25 protein-coding genes are annotated in these 24300 nt (G+C 66.7%); 23 read left to right on the top strand and 2 right to left on the bottom strand.

What is annotated here, in order from left to right:
- Positions 1 to 11: 11 nt before the first annotated feature.
- A complete protein-coding gene (hslR, locus tag ADBZ9K_RS14830; RefSeq protein WP_526622660.1) occupies positions 12 to 377 on the top strand; it encodes an Hsp15 family ribosome-associated heat shock protein in 366 nt (121 codons plus the stop codon).
- Here the strand turns inward: hslR and ADBZ9K_RS14825 are convergent, their stop codons facing one another.
- Positions 378 to 1259: a cyclopropane mycolic acid synthase family methyltransferase gene (locus ADBZ9K_RS14825; protein WP_526621717.1), complete on the bottom strand. Its 882-nt coding sequence runs from the start codon at positions 1257 to 1259 to the stop codon at positions 378 to 380.
- A gap of 231 nt (positions 1260 to 1490) precedes the next feature.
- Here ADBZ9K_RS14825 and ADBZ9K_RS14820 point away from each other — a divergent pair, with 231 nt between their 5' ends.
- The 22 genes from ADBZ9K_RS14820 (at position 1491) to ADBZ9K_RS14715 (ending at position 23366) form a co-directional block, all read left to right on the top strand.
- Positions 1491 to 2150, top strand: a complete 660-nt coding sequence (locus ADBZ9K_RS14820; protein ID WP_526621715.1) for a TetR/AcrR family transcriptional regulator — start codon at positions 1491 to 1493, stop codon at positions 2148 to 2150.
- Positions 2151 to 2168: 18 nt separating this feature from the next.
- Positions 2169 to 3425 (top strand): acyl-CoA dehydrogenase family protein, encoded by a 1257-nt coding sequence (locus tag ADBZ9K_RS14815; RefSeq protein WP_526621714.1) that lies wholly within the window; start codon positions 2169 to 2171, stop codon positions 3423 to 3425.
- Position 3426: 1 nt separating this feature from the next.
- Complete coding sequence (locus ADBZ9K_RS14810; protein WP_526621712.1) at positions 3427 to 4398, top strand: phosphotransferase family protein; 972 nt, start codon at positions 3427 to 3429, stop codon at positions 4396 to 4398.
- Positions 4395 to 4748, top strand: coding sequence for a DUF6285 domain-containing protein (locus tag ADBZ9K_RS14805; protein ID WP_526621711.1), 354 nt, complete (start codon positions 4395 to 4397; stop codon positions 4746 to 4748). Before ADBZ9K_RS14810 ends, ADBZ9K_RS14805 begins: the two co-directional genes overlap by 4 nt.
- A gap of 214 nt (positions 4749 to 4962) precedes the next feature.
- The gene (locus tag ADBZ9K_RS14800) at positions 4963 to 5493 is read left to right on the top strand and encodes a YceI family protein (RefSeq protein WP_526621710.1); all 531 of its coding nucleotides are present in this window, start codon (positions 4963 to 4965) and stop codon (positions 5491 to 5493) included.
- A gap of 95 nt (positions 5494 to 5588) precedes the next feature.
- A complete protein-coding gene (locus ADBZ9K_RS14795) occupies positions 5589 to 5960 on the top strand; it encodes an Rv3143 family two-component system response regulator (RefSeq protein WP_526622658.1) in 372 nt (123 codons plus the stop codon).
- A 186-nt stretch (positions 5961 to 6146) separates the two neighbouring features.
- The gene (locus ADBZ9K_RS14790) at positions 6147 to 6506 is read left to right on the top strand and encodes an NADH-quinone oxidoreductase subunit A (protein ID WP_526621709.1); all 360 of its coding nucleotides are present in this window, start codon (positions 6147 to 6149) and stop codon (positions 6504 to 6506) included.
- Positions 6497 to 7051 (top strand): NADH-quinone oxidoreductase subunit B, encoded by a 555-nt coding sequence (locus tag ADBZ9K_RS14785; RefSeq protein WP_526621708.1) that lies wholly within the window; start codon positions 6497 to 6499, stop codon positions 7049 to 7051. The genes ADBZ9K_RS14790 and ADBZ9K_RS14785 overlap by 10 nt, the downstream gene beginning before the upstream one ends.
- Positions 7052 to 7092: 41 nt before the next feature.
- Positions 7093 to 7719: an NADH-quinone oxidoreductase subunit C gene (locus ADBZ9K_RS14780; RefSeq protein WP_526622656.1), complete on the top strand. Its 627-nt coding sequence runs from the start codon at positions 7093 to 7095 to the stop codon at positions 7717 to 7719.
- Positions 7719 to 9023, top strand: coding sequence for an NADH dehydrogenase (quinone) subunit D (gene nuoD, locus ADBZ9K_RS14775; RefSeq protein ID WP_526621707.1), 1305 nt, complete (start codon positions 7719 to 7721; stop codon positions 9021 to 9023). Before ADBZ9K_RS14780 ends, nuoD begins: the two co-directional genes overlap by 1 nt.
- Before the next feature lie 7 nt (positions 9024 to 9030).
- Complete coding sequence (gene nuoE / locus ADBZ9K_RS14770; protein WP_526621705.1) at positions 9031 to 9765, top strand: NADH-quinone oxidoreductase subunit NuoE; 735 nt, start codon at positions 9031 to 9033, stop codon at positions 9763 to 9765.
- On the top strand, positions 9762 to 11087 hold the full coding sequence (nuoF, locus tag ADBZ9K_RS14765; RefSeq protein ID WP_526621703.1) for an NADH-quinone oxidoreductase subunit NuoF: 1326 nt from the start codon (positions 9762 to 9764) through the stop codon (positions 11085 to 11087). Before nuoE ends, nuoF begins: the two co-directional genes overlap by 4 nt.
- On the top strand, positions 11084 to 13465 hold the full coding sequence (locus ADBZ9K_RS14760) for an NADH-quinone oxidoreductase subunit G (protein ID WP_526621701.1): 2382 nt from the start codon (positions 11084 to 11086) through the stop codon (positions 13463 to 13465). Before nuoF ends, ADBZ9K_RS14760 begins: the two co-directional genes overlap by 4 nt.
- 11 nt (positions 13466 to 13476) lie before the next feature.
- Positions 13477 to 14688: an NADH-quinone oxidoreductase subunit NuoH gene (gene nuoH / locus ADBZ9K_RS14755; RefSeq protein WP_526622654.1), complete on the top strand. Its 1212-nt coding sequence runs from the start codon at positions 13477 to 13479 to the stop codon at positions 14686 to 14688.
- Positions 14681 to 15217, top strand: a complete 537-nt coding sequence (gene nuoI, locus ADBZ9K_RS14750) for an NADH-quinone oxidoreductase subunit NuoI (protein WP_526621700.1) — start codon at positions 14681 to 14683, stop codon at positions 15215 to 15217. The genes nuoH and nuoI overlap by 8 nt, the downstream gene beginning before the upstream one ends.
- Positions 15214 to 15945, top strand: a complete 732-nt coding sequence (locus ADBZ9K_RS14745; RefSeq protein WP_526621699.1) for an NADH-quinone oxidoreductase subunit J — start codon at positions 15214 to 15216, stop codon at positions 15943 to 15945. The genes nuoI and ADBZ9K_RS14745 overlap by 4 nt, the downstream gene beginning before the upstream one ends.
- A complete protein-coding gene (gene nuoK, locus ADBZ9K_RS14740) occupies positions 15945 to 16244 on the top strand; it encodes an NADH-quinone oxidoreductase subunit NuoK (RefSeq protein WP_526621698.1) in 300 nt (99 codons plus the stop codon). Before ADBZ9K_RS14745 ends, nuoK begins: the two co-directional genes overlap by 1 nt.
- A gap of 1 nt (position 16245) precedes the next feature.
- Positions 16246 to 18129 carry an NADH-quinone oxidoreductase subunit L gene (gene nuoL, locus ADBZ9K_RS14735; RefSeq protein ID WP_526621696.1) on the top strand — a complete coding sequence of 628 codons (1884 nt, stop codon included), beginning with the start codon at positions 16246 to 16248 and terminating at the stop codon, positions 18127 to 18129.
- 4 nt (positions 18130 to 18133) lie between these two features.
- Positions 18134 to 19753: an NADH-quinone oxidoreductase subunit M gene (locus tag ADBZ9K_RS14730; protein ID WP_526621694.1), complete on the top strand. Its 1620-nt coding sequence runs from the start codon at positions 18134 to 18136 to the stop codon at positions 19751 to 19753.
- Entirely contained in the window at positions 19750 to 21315 is a 1566-nt protein-coding gene (nuoN, locus tag ADBZ9K_RS14725) for an NADH-quinone oxidoreductase subunit NuoN (protein ID WP_526621692.1), read from the top strand. Before ADBZ9K_RS14730 ends, nuoN begins: the two co-directional genes overlap by 4 nt.
- On the top strand, positions 21315 to 22079 hold the full coding sequence (locus ADBZ9K_RS14720) for an enoyl-CoA hydratase (RefSeq protein ID WP_526621690.1): 765 nt from the start codon (positions 21315 to 21317) through the stop codon (positions 22077 to 22079). Before nuoN ends, ADBZ9K_RS14720 begins: the two co-directional genes overlap by 1 nt.
- 57 nt (positions 22080 to 22136) lie before the next feature.
- The gene (locus ADBZ9K_RS14715; protein ID WP_526621688.1) at positions 22137 to 23366 is read left to right on the top strand and encodes an HNH endonuclease signature motif containing protein; all 1230 of its coding nucleotides are present in this window, start codon (positions 22137 to 22139) and stop codon (positions 23364 to 23366) included.
- A gap of 31 nt (positions 23367 to 23397) precedes the next feature.
- Here the strand turns inward: ADBZ9K_RS14715 and ADBZ9K_RS14710 are convergent, their stop codons facing one another.
- Complete coding sequence (locus tag ADBZ9K_RS14710) at positions 23398 to 24285, bottom strand: SDR family NAD(P)-dependent oxidoreductase (RefSeq protein ID WP_526621686.1); 888 nt, start codon at positions 24283 to 24285, stop codon at positions 23398 to 23400.
- Positions 24286 to 24300 lie beyond the last annotated feature (15 nt).

Raw genomic sequence — 24300 nt, 5'->3', positions numbered from 1 at the left:
TGACGGCAGACATGGACTCGACCCGCGTGGATCGTTGGTTGTGGGCGGTCCGGCTGACCAAGACCCGCCCGGACGCCGCCGCGGCATGCCGGGGTGGGCATGTACGCATCAACGATCGGCTGGCCAAACCGTCGACGGCGGTAGTACCCGGCGATGAGGTGCGGGCCCGGGTGGGCGAGATAACCCGCATCGTCGAGGTCGTCCGCGTCATCGGAAAACGGGTCGGGGCGGTCGATGCCGCGACCTGCTACCTGGACCGCACACCCCCACCGCCGGCGACGCCGTCCATTCCGGTCGCCGCCCGCGACCGCGGTGCGGGCCGGCCGACCAAGCGGGATCGCCGCGCGTTGGAGAAGTGGCGCGCCGCCCAGCGCTGACTACTTCGTCAGGGTGAACTGGCAGACGTCGGTGTAGCCATTGCGGAACAGGTCGGCGCACCCGGTCAGGTACTTGATGTAGCGGTCGTAGACCTCTTCGGACTGGATCGCGATCGCCTCATCCCGACGCGACTCGAGCGCGGCCGCCCAGAAGTCGAGGGTCTTGGCGTAGTGCTGCTGCAGTGGTTGCACCCGATCGACCGCGAAGCCGGCCTTCCCGGACAGGTCCTCGACCTGATCGACGGTGGGTAGGCGCCCGCCGGGAAAGATCTCCACCGAGATGAACTTGAAGAACTTCAATAGGCTCATCGTCAGGGGCAGCCCGCGCTCTTCCATGACGGCCCGGCGGATCTGCACGATCGTGTGCAGCATCATCACTCCGTCGTCGGGCAGGACGTCGTAGGCGAAATCGAAGAACGCCGCGTGGCGGTCCGCCCCGAAGTGTTCGAACGCTCCGATCGACACGATGCGGTCCACCGGCTCGGTGAACTGCTCCCAGCCCTGCAGCAGCACGCGGCGGGAACGTCGGGTGCTCATCTCGGCGAAGCTGCGTTCGACGTGCGCCTGCTGGTTGCGGCTCAGCGTCAGACCGATGACGTTGACGTCGTAAGTCTGGATCGCGCGGCGCATCGTGGCGCCCCACCCGCAGCCGACGTCGAGCAGGGTCATCCCGGGTTGCAAGCCCAGCTTGCCCAGGGACAGGTCGATCTTGGCGAGTTGCGCTTCGTGCAGCGTCATATCGTCGCGCTCAAAATAGGCGCAGCTGTAGGTCTGCGTCGGGTCGAGGAAGAGTCGGAAGAAGTCGTCGGAGAGGTCGTAGTGCGACTGGACGTCCTCGAAGTGCGGCTTCAGGGCAGATGAGTTGCTAGCTGGCTGTGACAAGGAAGGGCCTTTGACTGTTGGGCGTGGTAACCGTGCAGCTCCAGACTGTTCAAGAGCCTCCCCGACCCATCGCGATTCTACCCAGCCGACCTAAGAACCGTTGCCAGAGACTGCCGCCCGGGGTCTCCAGCCAGGTCACAGCCGGCCCCGAGGCACCGTCACCACCCTTGCCAACTGATGGAACGAAAAGTAACGTCAGCTTTAGTTTTCTCGCGAACACGGGAGCCAACCATGGGACCGTCCAGCCGTTCGCACCGAGCGGACGGGACCGGCGACGGCCCGCGCACATTGAGTTCCAAGGGCCGCCTGACCCGGCAGGCGATCGCGGATGCTGCCCGGAAGTTGTTCGCCGAGCGCGGCTTTCACGGCACCACACTGGTGGACATCACCTCTGCAGCGGGCAAGTCACCGGCGGTGTTCTACCGCTACTTCGATGACAAGGAAGACCTACTGGCCGCACTGGCCGACGAGTTCCTCCACGACGTCGTACTGCCCTCCGGCCTGCGGGTGCAGCTGCCCGAGTCGCCGCACGACACCGGGTTCTTCGTCACCGTGGTGAGCGCCTACTGGGACATGTTCAAGCAGAGCATCGGGATCATGGTCGCCGTCGACCAGCTCGCAGCCACCGAGCCCCAGTTCGCGCACCTGCAGAACCAGTTCCGTCAGTTCGGCATCGACATCGTCAGCGCGTCGGTGCGCCGCGCCCAGGACCACGGATATGCGGCAGGCCTGCAGCCCGAACACACAGCGCTGGCCATCGCGTTGCTGTTCGAGCAGTTCACCACGGTGTGTCTGCGTCCAGACACCGCCGGCCTGGGGGTGCGCGTCTCGGATGCCGACGCCGTCACCACCTTGTCCACCATCTGGAAAAAGACCCTCTACGGCTTCTAGCCCACCAAGGAGATATACGTGGATTTCACTTTGCCTGAACACCTTCCGGCACTACTGGCTGAGATGGACGCGTTCATCGAGGCCGAGATCAAACCGCTCGAGCGCGAGCACATGCAGTATTTCGACCGGCGCCGCGAGTTCGCCCGAACCGACATCGACAACGGCGGCATCCCGCGCAGGGAGTGGGAGGAATTGCTCGACGAGATGCGCCGGCGCGCCGATGCCGCAGGCTGGCTGCGCTACGGTCTACCGTCGAAGTTCGGCGGGCGCGACGGCACCAACCTCGACATGGCCGTCATCCGAGAACATCTGGCGCACAAGGGCCTTGGGCTGCACAACGATCTCCAGGACGAGTCCTCCATTGTGGGCAACTTTCCCCAGGTCATCATGATGGACCGATTCGGCACGGACGAGCAGAAACGGGACTGGATCGAGGCCATGCTGACCGGCACCCGTTCAATGGCCTTCGGCCTGACCGAGCCCGACCACGGCTCGGATGCCACCTGGCTGGAGACCCGTGCCGAACGCGACGGCGACTTGACTGATTCCGGGTGGGTCATCAACGGCTCGAAGCGCTGGAACACCGGTGTGCATCGAGCCACCCACGACCTGGTCTTCGCCCGGACCTCCGGCGAACCCGGACACGCCCGCGGCATCACCGCGTTCCTCGTTCCCTGCGACGCCAAGGGTTTCGAGGTGCCCTACTACTGGTGGACCTTCAACATGCCCAGCGACCATGCCGAGGTGGAACTGCGTGATGTGCGGGTACCCGCCGACGCGGTGCTCGGCGAGGTCGACCACGGACTGGAGGTGGCACAGACCTTCCTGCACGAGAACAGGATTCGGCAGGCGGCCAGCAGCCTGGGCGCTGCCCAGTACTGCATCGACCGCGCGGTCGACTACGCCGGCAAGCGGGTGACGTTCGGCAAGCCGCTGTCGGTGAACCAGGCCGTGCAGTGGCCCCTGGTGGAGTTGCAGACCGAGGCGCAGATGGTTCGGCTATTGGTTCGCTACGCCGCCTGGGAACTGGACCGCAACCACCACCTCGAGGTGTCCGACAAGGTATCGATGGCCAACTACCGCGCCAACCGGCTGGTGTGCGAGGCCGCCGACCGGGCGATGCAGGTCCACGGCGGCATCGGCTACAGTCGCCACGAGCCGTTCGAGCACATCTACCGCCACCACCGGCGGTACCGAATTACTGAGGGCGCCGAGGAGATCCAGATGCGCAGGGTGGCCCAGCGGATGTTCAAGTTCGGCAAGCCCGCCCGCTGACGTGGCCGCCGAGACACTGTCCGCCAACCTGTCCGGGGTACTGCGACCCCTGCTGGGCGAGGCGACCGAGATCGAGCACCTGCGCGCGCTGACCGGTGGCGCCAGCCGAACCACCTGGGCGTTCGAGGCGGTGACCGGCTCACAGCGACGCGCGTTGATCCTGCGTACCGGCCTGCCCGACGAGGTGCACGCCGGCATGGAGTTGGAGGCGGCGGTCCAGTCCGCGGCCGCCGCGGCGGGCGCCCCGGTACCCAACATCCTGGTGGCCTCGAATTCCGATGCCGCACTGGGCTATCCCTTTCTGATCTGCGACGAGATCGCCGGGGAGACCATCGTGCGCCGGATCCAGCGCCAACTCGATGCCGACGACCGCACACACCTGCTGCGACAGTGCGCACGGGCACTGGCGGCCATCCATCGCGGCGCCGTCGACGCACCGGGGCTCGTCGAGCAGGACCAGATCGGCGAGTGGCGACAACGTCTCGACGAAATGGGCGACACCACAGCGACATTCGAGTGGGCGTTCCGGTGGCTGGCCGCCAACCGGCCGCCCGCCTCTCCCCCTCGCCTGGTACACGGTGACTTCCGGATGGGCAACCTCATCGTCGACGGCTCGGACCTGGCAGCGGTGCTGGACTGGGAACTGGTGCACGTCGGCGAGATCTACGAGGATCTGGCGTGGTTCTGCATCCGCGCCTGGCGTTTCGGCGCACCGTCGACGATGGCCGCAGGGGGGCTGGGCAGCATCGACGACTTCGTCGCCGCCTACCAGGACGCCGGGGGTGCGCCCGTCGACCGGGCGGCGCTGCACTGGTGGCTGGTGCTGGCCACCCTGCGATGGGGGGTGATCTGCCGGTTCCAGGCGGAACGCCACCTCAGCGGCCAGACCCGCTCGGTCGAACTTGCCGCGATCGGGCGGCGGGTGTGCGAGACCGAATGGGATGTCCTCGACCTTCTGGAGAGTGCACCATGACCGGGCTCAACGGTCGGCCCACCGCGGCCGAACTCGTCGCCGCCGTCGCCGAATTCCTCGAAGGTGACGTCCGATCGAATACCAGCGGCTCCGTCAACTTCCACGCCCTGGTCGCCGCCAACGCGCTGCGCATCGTCGAGCGTGAACTGCTCGACAACAACTCGGCCGAACCTCGGCACGCCCTGGAGCTCCTCGGGTACCCCGACGAGGAGGCGCTGGCAGCAGCCATCCGCGCCGGCCACCTCGACGGCCGCGGCGCCGAGGTGCTCCCCTGTTTGAGGACGCTGGTGGGTCACCGGATTTCCCTCGCCCACCCCGGTTACGACCGGCCCGATCCGGGCACGCCCTGACGGCGACCATCAGCCGGACCCACGCCCCCCACCGCGGGTTTCGTTCAGCAGAGCGGCGGGCCCGCGACCAACCGGGATGGCGAAGGGGTGGCGCTGCGGGTGTGACTGGTGGTCAGAATAGGAGAGGACGGGCTGGTCCGGCCGGTCGATGAAGATGTCGATCCCGCCGAACTGGCTCCGCTCCTGACCTGATCCGAACGGTATATGAGGTGCCATGACCACCCTGCAAGCGCTACTCGACGATCCGACCACCGCCGGTGCCTGGAACCTGGTGCCCGCCCGCTCCTCGGTACGGTTCAAGAACAAGACCTTCTGGGGGCTGATGACCGTCAAAGGCGAATTCACCGAGGTAAGCGGTGACGGCCAGATCACCGCGAAAGGCGCGGTATTCGGCCGGCTCGAGATTCAGGCATCGTCGCTGAGCACCGGTATCGGGAAGCGCGACGAGCACCTCCGATCCCCCGATTTCTTCGATGCCCAGACCCATCCCGAGATCCGCGTCGAGGTCACCGGGCTGACGCCCACCGGCGAGAACACCGCCGATCTGCGCGCCACGCTGACGGTGCGCGGCACCACCCGGCCGCTGCCGTTGCCGGTCACCGTCAGCCGGCTCGCCGACGGAGACATCGAACTGTCGGCGCGCACGTCGGTCGACCGGACGACGCTGGGCGTCAGCGGCAACATGGCCGGAATGATGCCGACCACCACCACGCTGCTGGCAGAGCTCGTCTTCGCCAAGGCCTGACCGCCACACGTTGCGGGCTAAACCGGCGACCGGGCAGTCGTTTTCGCAGTAGCATCGGCTGCGTGTCCCGCCCCGGCGCGCAGCCCCTGCACATCATGGTGTACAGCAGCAACGCGCGCACCCGCGAACAGGTGCGCCTGGCATTGGGCAAACGTGTCCACCCCGAACTGCCGGAGCTGACCTACACCGACGTCGCCACCGGGCCCATGGTGATTCAGCTGATGGATGCGGGCGGATTCGATCTGGTGATCCTCGACGGCGAGGCCTCCCCAGTCGGCGGCATGGGCATTGCCAAACAACTCAAGGACGAGATCACCGACTGCCCGCCGGTCCTGGTCTTGACCGGCCGGCCCGACGACGCCTGGCTGGCCAACTGGTCGCAGGCCGAAGCCGCGGTGCCGCACCCCATCGATCCGATCCGGTTGGGCGAGGCGGTCGTTAGTTTGCTACGAACCAGGGTTCAGTAGCCTCACGCACCATTTACGCTGTCGCCCTTGCCCTCTCGGCGTCCTCAACACCCGGGACGGGCTGCGTCCAGCTCTTCGAGACTTCCTAACGAAAACGCGGCGGCCCACGTCCGGACATCTGTAGGCTGTGTCCTAGCTCACATCCAGCTCACATCGACAGCCCAGAGCGAGGAGCGAAACAGCGGTATGAGTCTTTACACGCCCATTTTGGTGTTGGGGATTATCGCGGCAGGGTTCGCGCTGGTGTCTGTGGTGATCGCGCTCGTGGTTGGCCCGCGGCGATTCAACCGCGCCAAGCTGGAGGCCTATGAGTGTGGGATCGAGCCGGTGGCCGATGCGGTGGTGGGTCAGCGGTTCCCGATCAAGTACTACCTGACGGCGATGTTGTTCATCGTCTTCGACATCGAGATCGTGTTCTTGTATCCGTGGGCGGTCACGTTCGACGCGCTGGGCACGTTTGCGCTGGTGGAGATGCTGATTTTCATGGCGACGGTGTTCGTGGCGTATGGGTACGTATGGCGGCGGGGCGGCCTGGAATGGGATTAGAGGAACAGCTGCCGGGTGGGATCTTGTTGTCGACGGTGGAGAAGGTCGCCGGGTTTGTCCGCAAGGGGTCCCTGTGGCCGGCGACGTTCGGCCTGGCGTGCTGCGCCATCGAGATGATGGCGACCGCCGGACCACGGTTCGATATCGCCCGATTCGGCATGGAGCGGTTCTCCGCCACACCACGCCAGGCCGATCTGATGATCGTGGCAGGGCGGGTGAGTCAGAAGATGGCACCGGTGCTGCGGCAGGTTTATGACCAGATGGCCGAGCCGAAGTGGGTGCTGGCGATGGGGGTGTGTGCCTCCAGTGGGGGGATGTTCAATAACTATGCGGTGGTCCAGGGGGTGGACCATGTGGTGCCGGCGGATATTTATCTGCCGGGTTGTCCGCCGCGGCCGGAGATGTTGTTGCATGCAATCTTGGCTCTGCACGCCAAGATCGCGCAGATGCCGTTGGGTGTGCACCGCGCCGAGGTGATCGCTGCCGCCGAGCAGGCGGCCCTGGCCGCGCCCACCACCTTGGAACTCAAAGGCCTGCTGAAGTGAGCGACTCGGGAGATGGAGACATCATCGGCGTGCGCCGCGGCATGTTCGGGATTAGCGGCAGCGGCGACACGTCCGGATACGGCAGGCTGGTTCGTGAGGTCGCGCTGCCGGGCAGCACCCCGCGACCGTACGGCGGCTATTTCGACGAGGTTGCCGACCGGTTGGCCGAGGTTCTCGGCGCCGACGCTTTCACGGCAGCCGTCGAACGTATTGTGGTGTTCCGCGGACAGCTGACCCTGGAGGTCCGCCGCGAGCAGCTGTTGGGCACGGCCCAAGCCTTGCGCGACGACGCGGCGCTGCGCTTCGAGTTGTGTTGCGGCGTATCGGGTGTGCATTACCCGGAGGATGCCGGGCGTGAGTTGCACGCGGTCTATCCGCTGATGTCGATCACGCACAACCGGCGTGTTCAGCTGGAGACGACCTGCCCGGACGCCGATCCCCATGTGCCGTCGCTGTTTTCGGTCTACCCCACCTGTGACTGGCACGAGCGGGAGACCTACGACTTCTTCGGCATCGTCTTCGACGGGCATCCTGGGTTGACCCGCATCGAGATGCCCGACGACTGGGTGGGATATCCGCAGCGCAAGGACTACCCGCTCGGCGGGGTACCGGTGGAATACCACGGTGCCCAGATCCCGCCGCCCGACCAGCGCCGGTCGTACCGCTGATGGGCGAGCAGAACGGCGACGGCGTGATCGTGCTTGGCGGACAGGACTGGGACGAGATCATCGCCGCGGCACGCCAAGGCGAGGCCGGCGAGCGGATCGTAGTCAACATGGGCCCGCAGCATCCCTCCACCCACGGGGTGCTGCGGTTGATCCTCGAGATCGAGGGCGAGACGGTCACCGAGGCCCGCTGCGGGATCGGTTATCTGCACACCGGCATCGAGAAGAACCTGGAGTACCGCACCTGGACTCAGGGAGTCACGTTCGTCACCCGGATGGACTACCTGTCCCCGTTCTTCAACGAGACGGCGTACTGCCTTGGCGTGGAACAACTTCTCGACGTCTGCGACCAGATCCCACCGCGCGCCTCGGTGGTGCGGGTGATGCTGATGGAACTCAACCGGATCTCCAGCCATCTGGTGGCACTAGCCACCGGTGGCATGGAGTTGGGGGCGATGACCCCGATGTTCTTCGGATTCCGGGAACGCGAACTGATCCTCAGTGTCTTCGAAGCCATCACCGGTCTGCGGATGAATAACTCCTACATCCGTCCCGGTGGGCTGGCCGCCGACCTGCCCGACGACGGTGCCGAGCGGGTGGCCGATTTACTCACGATCCTGCCGGGGCGGTTGCGCGAGCTGGAAGATCTGTTGACCGAGAGCTACATCTGGAAGGCCCGCACCCAAGGGGTCGGATATCTGGATCTGACCGGCTGCATGGCGCTGGGCATCACCGGCCCGGTGTTGCGGTCCACCGGTCTGCCGCACGATCTGCGTAAGAGCCAACCGTATTGCGGTTACGAGACTTACGACTTCGACGTCGTCACGGACACCGGCGCCGACTGCTACGGCCGCTACCTGATCCGGGTCGGTGAGATGCACCAGTCGCTGCGCATCGTCGAGCAGTGCCTGGACCGGCTCGAGCCGGGGCCGGTGATGATCGAGGACAAGAAGCTGGCCTGGCCCGCCGACCTCACGCTCGGCCCCGACGGGCTCGGCAATTCTCCTGAGCACATCGCCAAAATCATGGGTACCTCGATGGAGGGGCTGATCCACCACTTCAAAATCGTCACCGAAGGCTTCCGGGTGCCGGCCGGGCAGGTGTATATCGCCGTGGAGTCTCCCCGTGGAGAACTCGGCGTCCACATGGTCTCCGACGGTGGCACCCGACCCTACCGGGTGCACTACCGCGACCCGAGTTTCACCAATCTGCAAGCGGTGGCGGCAATGTGTGAAGGCGGCATGGTCGCCGACGTCATCGCCGCCGTCGCCTCCATCGACCCGGTCATGGGAGGAGTGGACAGGTGAGAGACAGGTGAGCATCGATCTCATCCTTGGCCCGCGACCCGAGGAACCTGGCCCCCCGATCGGCGGGCGCACGTCCTATCCCCCGGACGTCGACCAACGCCTCGCCGCTGACGCCGCCACCGTCATCGCCTGCTATCCGCACCCGCGCTCGGCGCTGCTGCCGCTGCTGCACCTGGTGCAATCCGAGGACGGCTATCTGACCACCGCGGGCATCCACTTCTGCGCAGCCCAGCTGGGGTTGGCCGAGGCCGAGGTCGCCGCGGTCGCCACCTTCTACTCCATGTACCGTCGCACACCCACCGGCGAATACCTGGTCGGGGTCTGCACCAACACCCTGTGCGCGGTCATGGGCGGCGACGCGATCCTGGAAGTGCTGGAGACCGAACTGGCTATGCGGGCAGGCGACACGAGCCCCGACGGGCGAATCACCCTCGAACACATCGAATGCAACGCTGCCTGCGACTACGCCCCGGTCATCATGGTCAACTGGGAGTTCTTCGACAACCAAACACCTTCGAGCGCACGCCAACTCGTTGCCGACATCCGCGCCGGCCAGCGGCCGCACGCCACCCGCGGCGGGCAGGTCTGTCCGTTCCGCGAGACCGCCCGCACCCTGGCCGGTCTGCCGGGCCAGGCGGGCAGAGACGACGGTGGACCAGGTCCGGCCACCCTGGCCGGCTTACGCATCGCCCACGAGCTGGGCATGTCGGCACCGGCCCTCCCAGACGGGCAGACCTCATGACACCGGCCACGCCGCTGACGCCGGTACTGAGCCGATTCTGGGACCAACCCGAGCCGTGGACGCTGCAGACCTATCTGCGCCACGACGGATACCGGGCGCTGCGCACGGCACTGAGCATGAAGCCCGACGACGTCATCGCCACCGTCAAGGAATCCGGACTGCGCGGCCGGGGCGGTGCCGGTTTTCCGACGGGGACGAAGTGGTCATTCATCCCCCAGGACCACACGGGAGCCGGTGCCAGACCCAAGTACCTGGTGGTCAACGCCGACGAGTCCGAACCAGGTACGTGCAAAGACATTCCGCTGATGCTGACCACCCCCCACTTCCTGGTGGAGGGTGCGATCATCGCCGCGTACGCGATCCGCGCGCGGCATGCCTTCATCTACGTGCGCGGCGAAGTCGTTCCGGTGCTGCGCCGGTTACAGGCTGCAGTCGCGGAGGCCTACGAGGCCGGCTACCTGGGCACCGATATTCAGGGCTCGGGTTTCGATCTGGACCTGATCGTGCATGCCGGGGCGGGCGCATACATCTGCGGTGAGGAGACCGCGCTGCTGGACTCCCTGGAGGGCCGGCGCGGTCAGCCGCGGTTGCGTCCCCCGTTTCCCGCGGTCGCCGGCCTGTACGCCAGCCCGACGGTGGTCAACAATGTGGAGTCGATCGCCAGCGTTCCGCCGATCCTGCTCGGCGGCGTGGACTGGTTCAAGTCGATGGGCTCGGAGAAATCCCCTGGCTTCACGCTGTATTCGTTGTCGGGCCACGTCACCACCCCCGGTCAGTACGAGGCCCCGTTGGGCATCACCCTGCGCGAGTTGCTCGACTATGCCGGGGGGATAAGAGCCGGTCACGAGCTGAAGTTCTGGACACCGGGCGGGTCGTCGACTCCGCTGCTGACCGCCGAACACCTGGACGTGCCGCTGGATTACGAAGGCATGGCCTCGGTCGGTTCGATGCTCGGCACCAAAGCGCTGCAGATCTTCGACGAGACCACCTGTGTGGTCCGCGCGGTGCGGCGCTGGACCCAGTTCTATGCCCACGAATCCTGCGGCAAGTGCACGCCGTGCCGGGAGGGCACCTACTGGCTCACCCAGATCTACGAGCGACTCGAAACCGGCCGTGGCACCGAGGAGGACATCGACAAGCTGCTCGACATCTCCGACATCATCTTCGGAAAGTCGTTCTGTGCGTTGGGCGACGGGGCCGCATCGCCGATCATCTCCTCGATCAAACACTTCCGCGCCGAGTACGAGGCGCACCTGGAGGGCAGTTGCCCGTTCGACCCGTACGCCTCGATGCTGGCCACGCCGCAGGGAGTAGGCGCATGACGCAGACCTCAGACGCAGACACCCACGAGGCGCCGCCGGTGGAGATGGTGAGCCTGGTCATCGACGATACCGAGGTAGCAGTCCCCAAGGGCACATTGGTGATTCGCGCCGCGGAGCTGATGGGAGTGCAGATCCCCCGGTTCTGCGATCATCCGCTGCTCGATCCGGTCGGGGCCTGCCGCCAGTGCCTCGTCGAGGTGGAGGGCCAACGCAAACCGATGGCGTCGTGCACCACCACGGTCTCCGAGGGCATGGTGGTCCGCACCCAGTTCACCTCGCCCGCCGCCGACAAGGCCCAGCACGGGGTGATGGAACTGCTGCTGATCAACCACCCACTGGACTGCCCGGTCTGCGACAAGGGCGGCGAGTGCCCGCTGCAGAACCAGGCGATGTCGAACGGGCGGGCCGAGACCCGCTTCACCGACGTCAAGCGCACGTTTCCCAAGCCGATCAGCCTGTCGGCGCAGGTCCTGCTGGACCGCGAGCGGTGCGTGCTGTGCGCGCGCTGCACCCGGTTCTCCGAGCAGATCGCCGGTGATCCGTTCATCTCGCTGTTGGAGCGTGGGGCACTGCAGCAGGTGGGGATCGGCCCTGGCGAGGCGTTCGATTCCTACTTCAGCGGCAACACCGTCCAGATCTGTCCGGTCGGCGCCTTGACCGGTGCGGCATACCGGTTTCGGGCGCGCCCGTTCGACCTGGTGTCCAGCCCGAGCGTGTGTGAGCACTGTTCCTCCGGCTGCGCCCAGCGCACCGATCACCGCCGCGGCGTGGTGCTGCGCCGGCTGGCCGGTGACGACCCGGCGGTCAACGAGGAATGGAACTGCGACAAGGGCCGCTGGGCCTTCACCTACACCCGCGTCGGTGACCGGCTGACCACGCCGCTGGTGCGCGACGAGACCGGTGCGCTGCGCCCGGCATCCTGGTCGGAGGCCATCGCAGTGGCTGCGGCCGGGTTGTCGTCGGGCCGGGCCGGCGTTCTGGTCGGCGGACGCGTCAGCGCCGAAGACGCCTACGCCTATTCCAAGTTCGCCCGCATCGCGCTCGGCACCAACGACATAGACTTCCGGTCCCGGCCGCACTCGGTCGAGGAGCAGGACTTCCTCGCGGCTCGGGTTGCCGGCCGACGCGACGTCGCCTACGCCGACCTGGAGGCCGCACCGCTGGTGGTGCTGGCCGGATTCGAGCCCGAGGACGAATCTCCGATCGTGTTCTTGCGACTACGCAAGGCAGTCCGCAAGCGAGGCCTGCCGGTCGTCAGCATCGCGCCGCTGGTCTCCCGCGGATCGACCAAGCTGGCGGCGCGGATGATCCTCGCCGCCCCCGGTGGCGAGGCCGACGCGCTCGACGCACTGACCGCCGATCTGCCAGCGGGTGCTGTCATCCTGGCCGGTGAACGGCTGGCCACCAGCCCGGGTGCGTTGTCGGCGGCGGTCCGGCTCGCCGACAAAACCGGTGCCAGGCTGGTGTGGATGCCGCGGCGCGCCGGGGACCGCGGCGCCGTCGAGACCGGATGTCTGCCCAACCTGCTTCCGGGCGCCCGGCCGGTCACCGATCCGCGAGCACGCGAACAGCTTTCGTCGGCCTGGCATATCGACGAGCTGCCAGCCGAGCCTGGCCGCGACACTGCGGGCATTCTCGAAGCGGCCGCCGCCGGTGGGCTCGACGCGCTACTCATCGGCGGGGTCGACCCCGCTGACCTTGTCGACCCACACGCTGCGCTGGCCGCCATCGAGTCGGCCGATTTCGTCGTCAGCCTGGAGCTGCGCGAGTCGGCGGTGACCGCGCTGGCCGATGTGGTGTTCCCGGTCGCGCCGGTCGCCGAGAAGGCCGGTTCATTCCTCAACTGGGAAGGCCGGCTGCGTTCGTTCGCACCGGCGTTGACCTCCAACGCCTTTCCCGATCTGCGCGTCCTGCAGATCCTGGCCGACGAGCTCGGCGTGGACCTCGGCTTCCGCACCGCCGAGCAGGCCGGCCGCGAGCTGGCCGCGCTGGGGCTGTGGGGCGGCCCGGGCCCCTCCCCGCCGGCCGCCACCGCCAAGCCGCCGTCGCCGTTGGAGCCCGGTGAGGCCGTGCTGGCGGGCTGGCGGCTGTTACTGGACGACGGCCGACTGCAGGACGGTGAGCCACACCTGGCGGGCACCGCCCACCCCGCGCTGGCGCGGATGTCGATGGCCACCGCCGCCGGCATCGGTGCCGCCGACGGGGACATGGTCAGCGTGTCCAGCGGCCGCGGCACGATCAGCCTGCCGTTGTCGATCGGCGTCATGCCAGACGCAGTGGTCTGGTTGCCGCTGAACTCGCCCGGCAGCAACGTGCACCGGGAGCTCGCGGTCACCACCGGCGCCGTGGTCCGCATCGAGCGGGAGGCGACGCGGTGAGCTATCCGGACCTGACCGTGTTCGGCCACGACCCGTGGTGGCTGGTGCTCGGCAAGGCGGTCGGCATCTTCGTGTTCCTGTTGCTGACGGTGCTGGTGGCGATCCTGCTCGAACGTAAGGTGCTGGGCCGCATGCAGATGCGCTACGGCCCCAACCGGGTCGGGCCGTTCGGGATCCTGCAGTCGCTGGCCGACGGCATCAAGCTGGCCCTCAAGGAGGGTTTGGTCCCGGCCGGCGTGGACAGACCGATCTACCTGATGGCGCCGGTCATCTCGGTGACCACCGCAATCCTGGGCTTCGCGGTGATGCCGATGGGCCCGGTGGTGTCGGTGTTCGGGCATCGCACACCGCTGCAATTGACCGATCTGCCCGTGGCGGTCCTCTACGTGCTGGCCATCACCTCGATCGGGGTGTACGGGATCGTGTTGGCGGGCTGGGCATCCGGATCCACCTATCCCCTGCTGGGTGGTCTTCGTTCCACCGCCCAGGTGGTGTCCTACGAGATCGCGATGGCGCTGTGCTTTGCGGCGGTGTTCCTCTACTCGGGCACCATGTCGACCTCGGGGATCGTGGCCGCCCAGGAGAAGACCTGGTATGTGTTTCTGCTGTTGCCGTCGTTCGCGGTGTACCTGACGGCGATGGTCGGCGAGACCAACCGCGCACCCTTCGACCTGCCCGAGGCCGAAGGCGAACTCGTCGGCGGTTTCCACACCGAGTACAGCTCGCTGAAGTTCGCCATGTTCTATCTCGCCGAATACGTCAACATGACCACCGTCTCGGCGCTGGCCACCACGTTGTTCCTGGGCGGGTGGCATGCGCCCTGGCCGATCAGCCTGATCCCGGGGGCCAACGCCGGGTGGTGGCCGCTGATCTGGTTCGTGGCCAAGGTGTGGGCATTCCTGTTCGTGTTCATGTGGTTACGCGCCACCCTGCCCCGGCTGCGTTACGACCAGTTCATGGCGCTGGGCTGGAAGCTGCTCATCCCGGTGTCACTGGTCTGGATTGTGGTCGTCGCCCTGCTGCGCACCGCGGACCTGACCGGGGTTGTCCCCGGCCTGGTCGCCGCCGCGGCATTGTTGCTCGCCCTTGTCACGATCAACACGGTGCGGCACAGGCGAATCCGGCGGACGGTCATCCCGGTGCCGCCCCCCGACCCTCGATCGTTCCCGATACCCGCGCTGCCGGTCGACCCGCCAGTCAACAAGGAGAAAGCCGATGCCTAAGTTCCTGGACGCGGTCAAGGGTTTCGGCGTGACCTTCTCCACGATGTTCAAGCGGCCGATCACCGAGCAGTATCCGGAGAAACCCGGCCCGGTGGCGCCCCGCTATCACGGCCGTCATCAACTCAACCGCTATCCCGACGGGCTGGAGAAATGCATCGGCTGTGAGCTGTGCGCGTGGGCGTGTCCTGCCGATGCCATCTATGTCGAAGGCGCGGACAATACCGATTCCGAACGCTTTTCACCCGGAGAACGCTACGGGCGGGTGTATCAGATCAACTATCTGCGCTGCATCGGATGCGGGCTGTGTATCGAGGCCTGTCCCACCCGGGCGCTGACCATGACCAACGTCTACGAGCTGGCCGACGACAACCGCTCCGACCTGATCTATGACAAGGATCAGCTGCTGGCCCCGCTCGCGCCAGGCATGGCTGCACCGCCGCACGCGATGGCGCCGGGGCTGACCGACGACGACTACTACCTCGGCCGGGTGCCCGGTGGGCTCAGCCAGGGCGGGGAGGTGACCCGGTGAACGTCACGCTGCTGGCTGCCGAAACCCTCACCCGCACCTCGACTCCCGAAGCGGTGGCGTTCTGGATCCTCGCTGCCATCGCGGTGGCCGGTGCGATCGGGGTGGTCGCCGCGCCCAAGGCGGTCTACTCGGCGATCTTCCTGGCTACGACGATGATCGCGCTGGCCATGATGTATGTGGCGCAGGACGCATTGTTCCTCGGGGTCGTGCAGGTGGTGGTCTACACCGGTGCGGTGATGATGCTGTTCCTGTTCGTGTTGATGCTGATCGGTGTCGACTCCTCGGAGTCGTTGGTGGAAACCATTCGCGGGCAACGGGTTGCCGGCGCCGTGGCTGCTTTGGGCTTCGGGATCCTGCTGATCGCCGGTATCGGCAGCGTGGCCACGACAGGGTTCACCGGGCTGGCCGAGGCCAACAAGGGCGGGAACGTGCAAGGCCTGGCGACCCTGATCTTCACCCGGGATCTGTGGGCGTTCGAGCTGACCAGCGCGCTGCTGATCACCGCGGCACTCGGCGCGATGGTGCTGGCCCACCGGGAACGCTTCGAACGGCGAAAGACCCAGCGCGAACTGGTGATCGAACGCTTCCAGACCGGCGCACGGGCCACCCCGCTCCCCAACCCCGGCGTCTACGCCCGCCACAACGCCGTCAACACCGCAGCCCGGCTACCCGACGGCACCGAGGAGGAATCGTCGGTCAGCATCATCCTTCGCAGGAACGGTCAGTGATGAGTCCGGACAATTATCTGTATTTGTCGGTGTTGTTGTTCACGATTGGTGCGGCGGGGGTGTTGGTGCGGCGCAACGCGATCGTGATGTTCATGTGTGTGGAGTTGATGTTGAATGCCTGCAATTTGGCGTTTGTGACGTTCTCGCGGATGCATGGGCGTCTTGATGGTCAGGTGGTGGCGTTCTTCACGATGGTGGTCGCCGCCTGCGAGGTGGTGGTCGGTTTGGCGATCATCATGACGATTTTCCGGACCCGACGCAGCGCCAACGTCGACGACGCCCGCCTGCTGCGGCATTAACATGCAGACACTGCTCGGGTTGACCATCGCCCTGCCGTTGGCCGGCGCGATCATCCTGCTGCTGGGCGGGCGCCGGACGAACGCGTGGGGGCATCTACTGGGCTGTGCCACCGTGATCGGCTCCTTCGCCTGCGCCGCGGTGCTGTTCACCCACCTCCTCGGACTACCCGCCCAGGACCGCAACGTGGGTGAGGTGCTGTTCACGTGGGTCCCCGTCGGAGTCCTGCGGGTGGACTTCGGCCTGCACCTGGATGCCCTGTCGATCTGTTTCGTGCTGCTGATCACCGGGGTGGGTGCGCTGATCCACCTCTACTCCATCGGCTACATGAAGACCGATCCCGCCCGCCGGCGGTTTTTCGCCTACCTCAACCTGTTCGTGGCCGCGATGCTGCTGCTGGTACTGGCCGACAACTACCTCGGTTTGTATATGGGCTGGGAAGGTGTCGGTCTGGCGTCCTATCTGCTGATCGGGTTCTGGTCCCACAAACCCAGCGCGGCGACCGCGGCCAAGAAAGCCTTCATCGTCAACCGGGTCGGCGACATGGGGTTGGCGATCGCGGTGATGGTGCTGTTCGCCACCATCGGCTCGGTCACGTTCAGCACGGTGTTCGCCGCGGTGCCCGCCATAGGTCAGGCCACCCTGACCGCGGTCGGTCTGCTGCTGCTGTTGGGGGCGTGCGGCAAAAGTGCCCAGGTGCCGTTGCAGTCCTGGCTCGGCGACGCCATGGAAGGCCCCACCCCGGTCTCGGCCTTGATCCACGCCGCCACCATGGTCACCGCCGGGGTCTATCTGATCGTGCGCTCGGGACCGATCTTCACCGCCGCACCCACCGCCCAAACCGCCGTCGTGACCGTCGGCGCGATCACCCTGCTGTTCGGGGCGATCATCGGCTGCGCCAAGGACGACATCAAAAAAGCCTTGGCCGCCTCCACGATGTCCCAGATCGGCTACATGGTGCTCGCCGCGGGCCTGGGCCCGGCCGGCTATGCGGTAGCCATCATGCACCTGCTCACCCACGGATTCTTCAAAGCCGGCCTATTCCTCGGCGCCGGCTCGGTCATGCACGCCATGGACGAGGAAACCGACATGCGCCGCTACGGCGAACTACGCAAAGCCCTGCCCATCACCTTCGTCACCTTCGGGCTGGGTTATCTGGCCATCATCGGAGTACCGCCCTTCTCCGGGTTCTTCTCCAAAGACGCCATCATCGAAACCGCCCTCAACACCGGCGGACTCCAAGGCTGGCTCCTGGGCGGGGCCGCCCTGCTCGGCGCCGGCATCACCGCCTTCTACATGACCCGCGTCATGCTGCTCACCTTCTTCGGCCGCCCCCGCTGGAAGCCCGACACCCACCCCCACGAATCCCCTCACGTGATGACCTGGCCCATGATCATCCTGGCCATCGGCTCGGTCGGCGCCGGCGCACTCCTGGCCATCGGCCACACCCTGCAGAACTGGCTACAACCCGTCGTCGGCAACCACGAAACCCAACACACCACCCCCGCCTGGGCCATGACCACCACCACACTCGGCATCGTCGCCATCGGCATCGCCATCGCCTACCGGCAGTACGCGATGCACAGGGTCGCCGAGACTGCACCGCAGGATGTTTCGGCGTTGACCGTCGCCGCGCGTCGCGACCTCTACGGTGACGCCTTCAATGAGGCCACGTTCATGCGCGGCGGCCAGGAACTGACCAGGGCGCTGTTGGTGGTCGACGACAAGGCCATCGACGGCGCCGCCAACGGATTGGCGGCCCTGGTCGGGCGGCTCTCCGATCGCCTGCGGCAGCTTCAGACCGGCTTCGCCCGCTCGTATGCGCTGTCCATGCTGGCCGGGGCGGCCCTGGTGATCGCCGCCGTTCTGATCAGGAACTGGGGTTGAGGCCATGACGACCATCCCGTGGCTCACCCTGCTGTGGGCGATCCCCGTCGCCGGTGCCGCGGTGATCATCGTGCTGCCCGCCTCGCTTCGGCAGTTCGCCAAGTACGCCGGGCTTGTCGTCGCGCTCGCGGTACTCGCACTGTCGCTGGTGCTGGCCGCCCGTTTCCAGCCGGGCGGTGAGCAGTTCCAGTTCGTCGAGAGCCATCCGTGGATACCGTCATTCGGCACCGGCTACATCCTCGGGCTCGATGGCATCGCCCTGGTCCTGGTGGTCCTCACTGCGGTGCTGGTACCCCTGCTGATGATCGCCGGATGGAACGACGCCGACGATCGGCCGGGGCTGTCCGGCCGCGGAACCCACGGCTACATAGCGCTGACCCTGGCCGTCGAGGGCATGGTGCTGATGTCACTGGCCGCCCTGGACATCCTGCTGTTCTACGTGTTCTTCGAGGCAATGCTGATCCCGATGTACTTCCTCATCGGCGGCTTCGGCGGAGGCCGAGCCGGATCCGACGAAGGAGGACGAGGCGAGGCGACCCAGGATGAGAGCGAGAACCGATCCAAAGCCGCGGTGAAGTTCCTGTTGTACAACCTCTTCGGCGGCCTGGTGATGCTGGCCGCGGTCATCGGGCTGTACGTGGTGACGTCGGCCAGCAAGGCCTTCGACGCCGGCACCTTCGACTTCCAGGCGATCGCCGAGGCGGTGTCGACCGGAAAGTTCGTCCTGCAGCCGGGGGTGGCCAACGCGTTGTTCCTGGGCTTCATGTTCGCCTTCGCGGTGAAGGCCCCCTTGTGGCCCTTCCACCGGTGGTTGCCCGGCGCGGCCGTCGAGGCTACCCCGGCGTCGGCGGTGTTGATGATGGCGGTGATGGACAAGGTCGGCACCTTCGGCATGCTGCGCTACTGCCTGCCGCTGTTCCCGGATTCGGCAATCCTGTTCCGCCCGATCATCATCGCACTAGCCGTGATCGGCATCGTCTACGGCGCCGTCCTGGCCATCGGCCAAACCGATGTCATGCGGCTGATCGCCTACACCTCGATCAGCCACTTCGGCTTCATCATCCTGGGCATCTTCGCCATGACCAGCCAGGGGCAGGCCGGCTCGACGCTGTACATGGTCAACCACGGCATCTCCACCGCAGCCCTGTTCCTGATCGCCGGGTTCCTGGTCAGCCGCCGCGGCACCCGGCTCATCACCGCCTACGGCGGAGTGCAGAAAGTGGCGCCGGTGCTCGCGGGCACATTTCTGATCTCCGGTCTGGCGACCCTGTCATTACCGGGTCTGGCGCCGTTCATCAGCGAATTCCTGGTCCTCATCGGTACTTTCACCCGCTATCCGGCCTTCGCCGTCGTCGCCTCGGCGGCGCTGGTGCTCTCGGCGGTCTACGTGTTGTGGCTCTACCAACGGATGATGACCGGCCCGGTCACCGACGGCAACCAGAACGTCCGCGATCTGGGCCGCCGCGAACTCGTCGTGGTCGCCCCGCTGATCGCCCTGCTGATCGGACTTGGGGTGTACCCCAAGATCGCCCTCGACGTCATCAACCCCGCCGTCACGGCCACCCTGACCTCGATCCACCAGCCAGACCCAGCCCCCACCGTCGCCGAAGGGGCACAGCCATGACAACGCCCAGCATCGAATACAGCCAGCTGGCACCGATGTTGATCGTCTTCGGTACGGCGGTGGCCGGCGTCCTCGTCGAGGCCTTCCTGCCCCGCAAGTCCCGCTACCCCACCCAGGTGGCACTGAGCCTGGCCGGTCTGGCGGCCGCCCTGCTCGCGGTGGGCAAGCTGGCCCGCGACCTGGGCGACGGGATCGGGCAGTCGGTGGTGGCCGGGGCGGTCGACATCGACCGTCCGGCGCTGTTCCTGCAGGGCACCATCGTGCTGATCGGGATTCTCAGTGTGCTGCTGATCGCCGAGCGGCGCGCTCCGGCCGAATCACCCGACGGCGCAGTGGCTTTGGACGCGTTCACCGCCGATGCCTCGACCGTGCCGGGCAGTGTGGCCGAGAAGGTGGCGACCAAGGCCGCGCTGATCCAGACCGAAGTCTTTCCGCTGACGATGTTCGCCATCGGCGGGATGATGCTCTTTCCGGCCGCCGGCGACTTCCTGACCATGTTCATCGCGTTGGAGGTCTTCTCCCTGCCGCTCTACCTGATGTGCGGACTGGCCCGGCGACGGCGGCTGCTGTCTCAAGAAGCGTCGCTGAAATACTTTCTGCTGGGCGCGTTCTCGTCGGCGTTCTTCCTCTACGGCATCGCCCTGCTCTACGGCTATGCGGGCACGATGAGCCTGACGGGGATCCAGCAGGCCATCAGCACCAAGCCGGGCGACACCACCCTGGCCCTGGTCGGTACCGCGCTGGTGACCGTCGGCCTGCTGTTCAAGGTCGGCGCGGTGCCGTTCCAGTCGTGGGTGCCCGATGTCTACCAGGGTGCACCGACGCCGATCACCGGCTTCATGGCAGCCGCGACCAAGGTCGCCGCGTTCGGCGCGATGTTGCGGGTGTTCTATGTCGCGCTGCCAGCGCTGCACCATGGCTGGCGTCCGGTGCTGTGGGTGGTGGCGATCCTGACGATGGTGGTCGGCACGATCACCGCGGTCACCCAGACCGACGTCAAGCGGATGCTGGCCTACTCCGCGGTGGCGCACGCCGGTTTCATCCTGACCGGTGTGATCGCCGGCAACCGGCCCGGACTGTCGGCCACGCTGTTCTATCTGTTCGCCTACGCGTTCTCGACGCTGGGCGCGTTCGCGGTGGTCAGTGTGGTGCGCGACGCCGACGGGGCCGAGGAGACGTCAATGGCCCGGTGGGCTGGCCTCGGTCGGCGCTATCCCCTTGTCGGCGTGGTCTTTTCGCTGTTCCTGCTGGCATTCGCGGGGATCCCGCTGACCAGCGGATTCGTCAGCAAGTTCGCGGTGTTCAAGGCGGCCGGCCAGGGCGGTGCCATCCCCCTGGTGGTGGTCGGTGTGGTGGCCTCGGCCATCGCGGCGTACTTCTATGTCCGGGTGATCGTGCTGATGTTTTTCACCGAACCGCCCGCGGACGCTCCCGAGGTCATCACCCCCAGCGCGTTGAGCGTCGCGACCATCACGCTGACGGCGGCCATCACCTTCGCGCTCGGTGCACTGCCACAGCCGCTGCTGGACCTGGCCGACAACGCCGCTAGATTCTTGTCCTGATGATTCTGCTACGCGAGGACCACGGCGCAGTCCGGGTCCTGACGATGAACCGTCCCGAGGTGCGCAACGCGCTGAGCACCGAGCTGTTCGAAACCCTGTATGCCGCCCTCGACGACGCCGACGCCGACGATTCGGTCCGCGCGGTGGTGCTCACCGGCACCGACCCGGCGTTCTGCGCGGGGGTGGATCTCAAACAGGCGCAGAGCCTCGGGATGGACTACTTCTCCCGGTTCGACAAGATGAACTGCATGAACCGTCTGGTCGCACTGGGCAAGCCGGTGATCGGAGCAATCAATGGCGCGACGTTCACCGGCGGGCTGGAGATCGCGCTCGCGTGTGACTTCCTGATCGCTTCGGAACGAGCGGTGTTCGCCGATACCCACGCCCGGGTCGGGATCCTGCCCGGCGGCGGAATGACCGCACGGCTGCCTCGGCTGGTCGGCTCGGGGATGGCCCGACGGCTGTCGATGACCGGTGAGGTGGTCGATGCGGCGCGCGCCGAGAAGATCGGTCTGGTCACCGAAGTCGTTGCCCACGAACAGCTTCTGGACCGCACCCTGGAGCTGGCCACGCAGATCTCCGAGGTGCCCGGGCCGGTGATGTCGGGCCTGAAGGAGATCTATCGCAGCGGCACGGCGGCGATCACCGACGCAGCGCTGAAGGCCGAACGTGCGGTCGCGGCCAACTCGCACGTCGACACCGCCGAGCTTGCCGCCCGTCAGCGTGAGGTGGCCGAGCGGAACAAACGCCAGATCACCAGCTAGCTTCCCGAAAGTTCTTGCGCGGCCATTTTTGTCGGACCCTGTTGCGATGATGGGGTCATGTCTTCGTCGTCGGCGGTGATCCTTCCCAAGGAGCGTCTCGAGGTGCTCTTCGAGGAGTTGGCCGAGCTGGCCGGGCAGCGCAACGCCATCGATGGACGCATCGTGGACGTAGTCGCCGAGATCGACCGTGATGAACTCTGGGGCGCTACCGGTGCACGTTCGATCCCGGCGTTGGTGGCCTGGAGGCTCGGCACGTCAACGGCCAACGCGCACAGCATCGCTGCTGTCGCGCACCGGATCGCGGAGTTTCCCCGCTGCACCCAAGGCATGCGGGAGGGACGACTGTCGCTAGATCAGGTCGGGGTGATCGCCGGCCGCGCCGCCGAGGGTTCTGATGAGCACTACGCGCAGCTGGCCGCGGTCGCCACCGTCAACCAACTGCGCACCGCGATCACCCTCGAACCCCGACCCGAGCCCGAGCGTCGCCCCGAGCCGCAACGCTGCATCACCAAGTCCGGCACCGACACGTCCACCAGCTGGAAGATCACCCTGCCTGATGACGAGGCGGCCACGTTCGATGCCGCCGTGCAGTCCCATCTGGATGCCCTGATCGCCGACTGGAAACGCGACCACGGCGACGGTTCCTCGCCGAGCGCGCCGCCGTTGCCGAACACCGTTGATGCGTTTATGAGTCTGGTCGAGGCCGGCTGGGACAGCGAGGCCGCCCGCCGCCCGCACGGGCAACGCACCACCGTCGTCGTGCATCTCGACGTCGCAGACCGCCTCGCCGCCCTGCATTTGGGTCCGCTGCTATCGGATGCCGACCGCCAGTATCTGACCTGTGATGCCACCGGCGAAGTCTGGTTCGAACGCGAGGGCCAACCGATCGGCTCCGGGCGCACCACCCGCACCATCAACCGCCGGCTACGCCGCGCCCTGGAACACCGCGACCGCAGCTGCGCCGTCCCGGGGTGTGGCGCCACCCGCGGGCTGCACGCCCACCACATCCAGCACTGGGAAGACGGCGGCCCCACCGAACTACACAACCTGGTGCTGCTGTGCCCCTACCACCACCGCGCCCACCACCGCGGGCTGATCACCATCACCGGACCCGCCCACCACCTCACCGTCACCGACAACAACGGCCACCCACTCACATCAGAACCACTGGCCCACCCACCCCAACACCGGCCACCAACCGTCCCGCCCTGCCCCGGACCCACCGGCGAACACGCCCAATGGTGGTGGTACCAACCCTTCCAACCAAAGGCCCCGCCTGACAACTGAAGTTGTTCGGGCGCAGGGAAACAATGGGTCTCTAGCCCAGTGCGGTCGCAACATTAGTGAACGGCGCGAAGCTGCCGTCGAGCACCTCGAGGTGACCGATGGTCCTTCCGGTGACGGCATTTGCGTCCACCAGCGCTAATTCCACTGCGGCACGGGCGAATTCATCCTCGGGCGAGACGCTGTCGAACTCGGTGCGGTAGTAGGACAGGCCGGGCGTGGCGATCGGCCTGGACGGTGCCAGCGCATTCACCGCGATATTGTGCCGCTGCAGATCGTAAGCGGCGCACCACGTCAGGTGCTCCAGCGCGGCTTTCGATCCGCCATATCCGGGCAACACGCCGCCGGCGAAGTCGTGGTACGGCCCGTCGCCCGGCACTCGCGAGGCCACCGAGGTGACGTTGATGATCGACCCGTAGCCGGCGTCGAACATGTCCGGGCAGACCAGCTGGATCAGTTCGTAGGAGGCGAAGACGCCGATGTCGAAATGCCGACGATAGGCGCTCGGCGGAACCGCCAGGAAGCCCGGCCAATCGGCGTTGCCGGCCTTCGGCGCCGCTTTCGGTGTCGCGGACTTCGGGGCTGCGTCGGGCTTGGGCGGGCGGCCCGGAGCGGTGAACGCGGCGTTGTTGATCAAGATGGTGATGGGCCCCAGCGCGGCGCGGGCCTCGGAGACCAGACGCGGGATGTCCTCGTGCTCGAGCAGGTCGGCCTGGATAGCCACCGCACGCCCACCGGCCGCCTCGATGGCCGCGACGGTTTCGCCGATGGTGCCGGGCAGCCGCTCGTCCCACTGCTGCGCGGTGCGGGCCACCACCGCGACCGCGGCACCCTCGGCGGCCAGCGCCAGAGCCGTCGCAGCGCCCAGCCCCCGGCTGGCGCCGGTGACGATGGCGGTACGCCCGGCCAATCGTGTTGTCATCGCGTTGTCCTCTCG

It is taken from the genome of Mycobacterium sp., from assembly GCF_965229265.1.
Lineage (GTDB): Bacteria > Actinomycetota > Actinomycetes > Mycobacteriales > Mycobacteriaceae > Mycobacterium.
The sequence above is the reverse complement of the archived record's forward strand: the minus strand, read 5'-3'. Positions and strand labels throughout refer to the sequence as shown.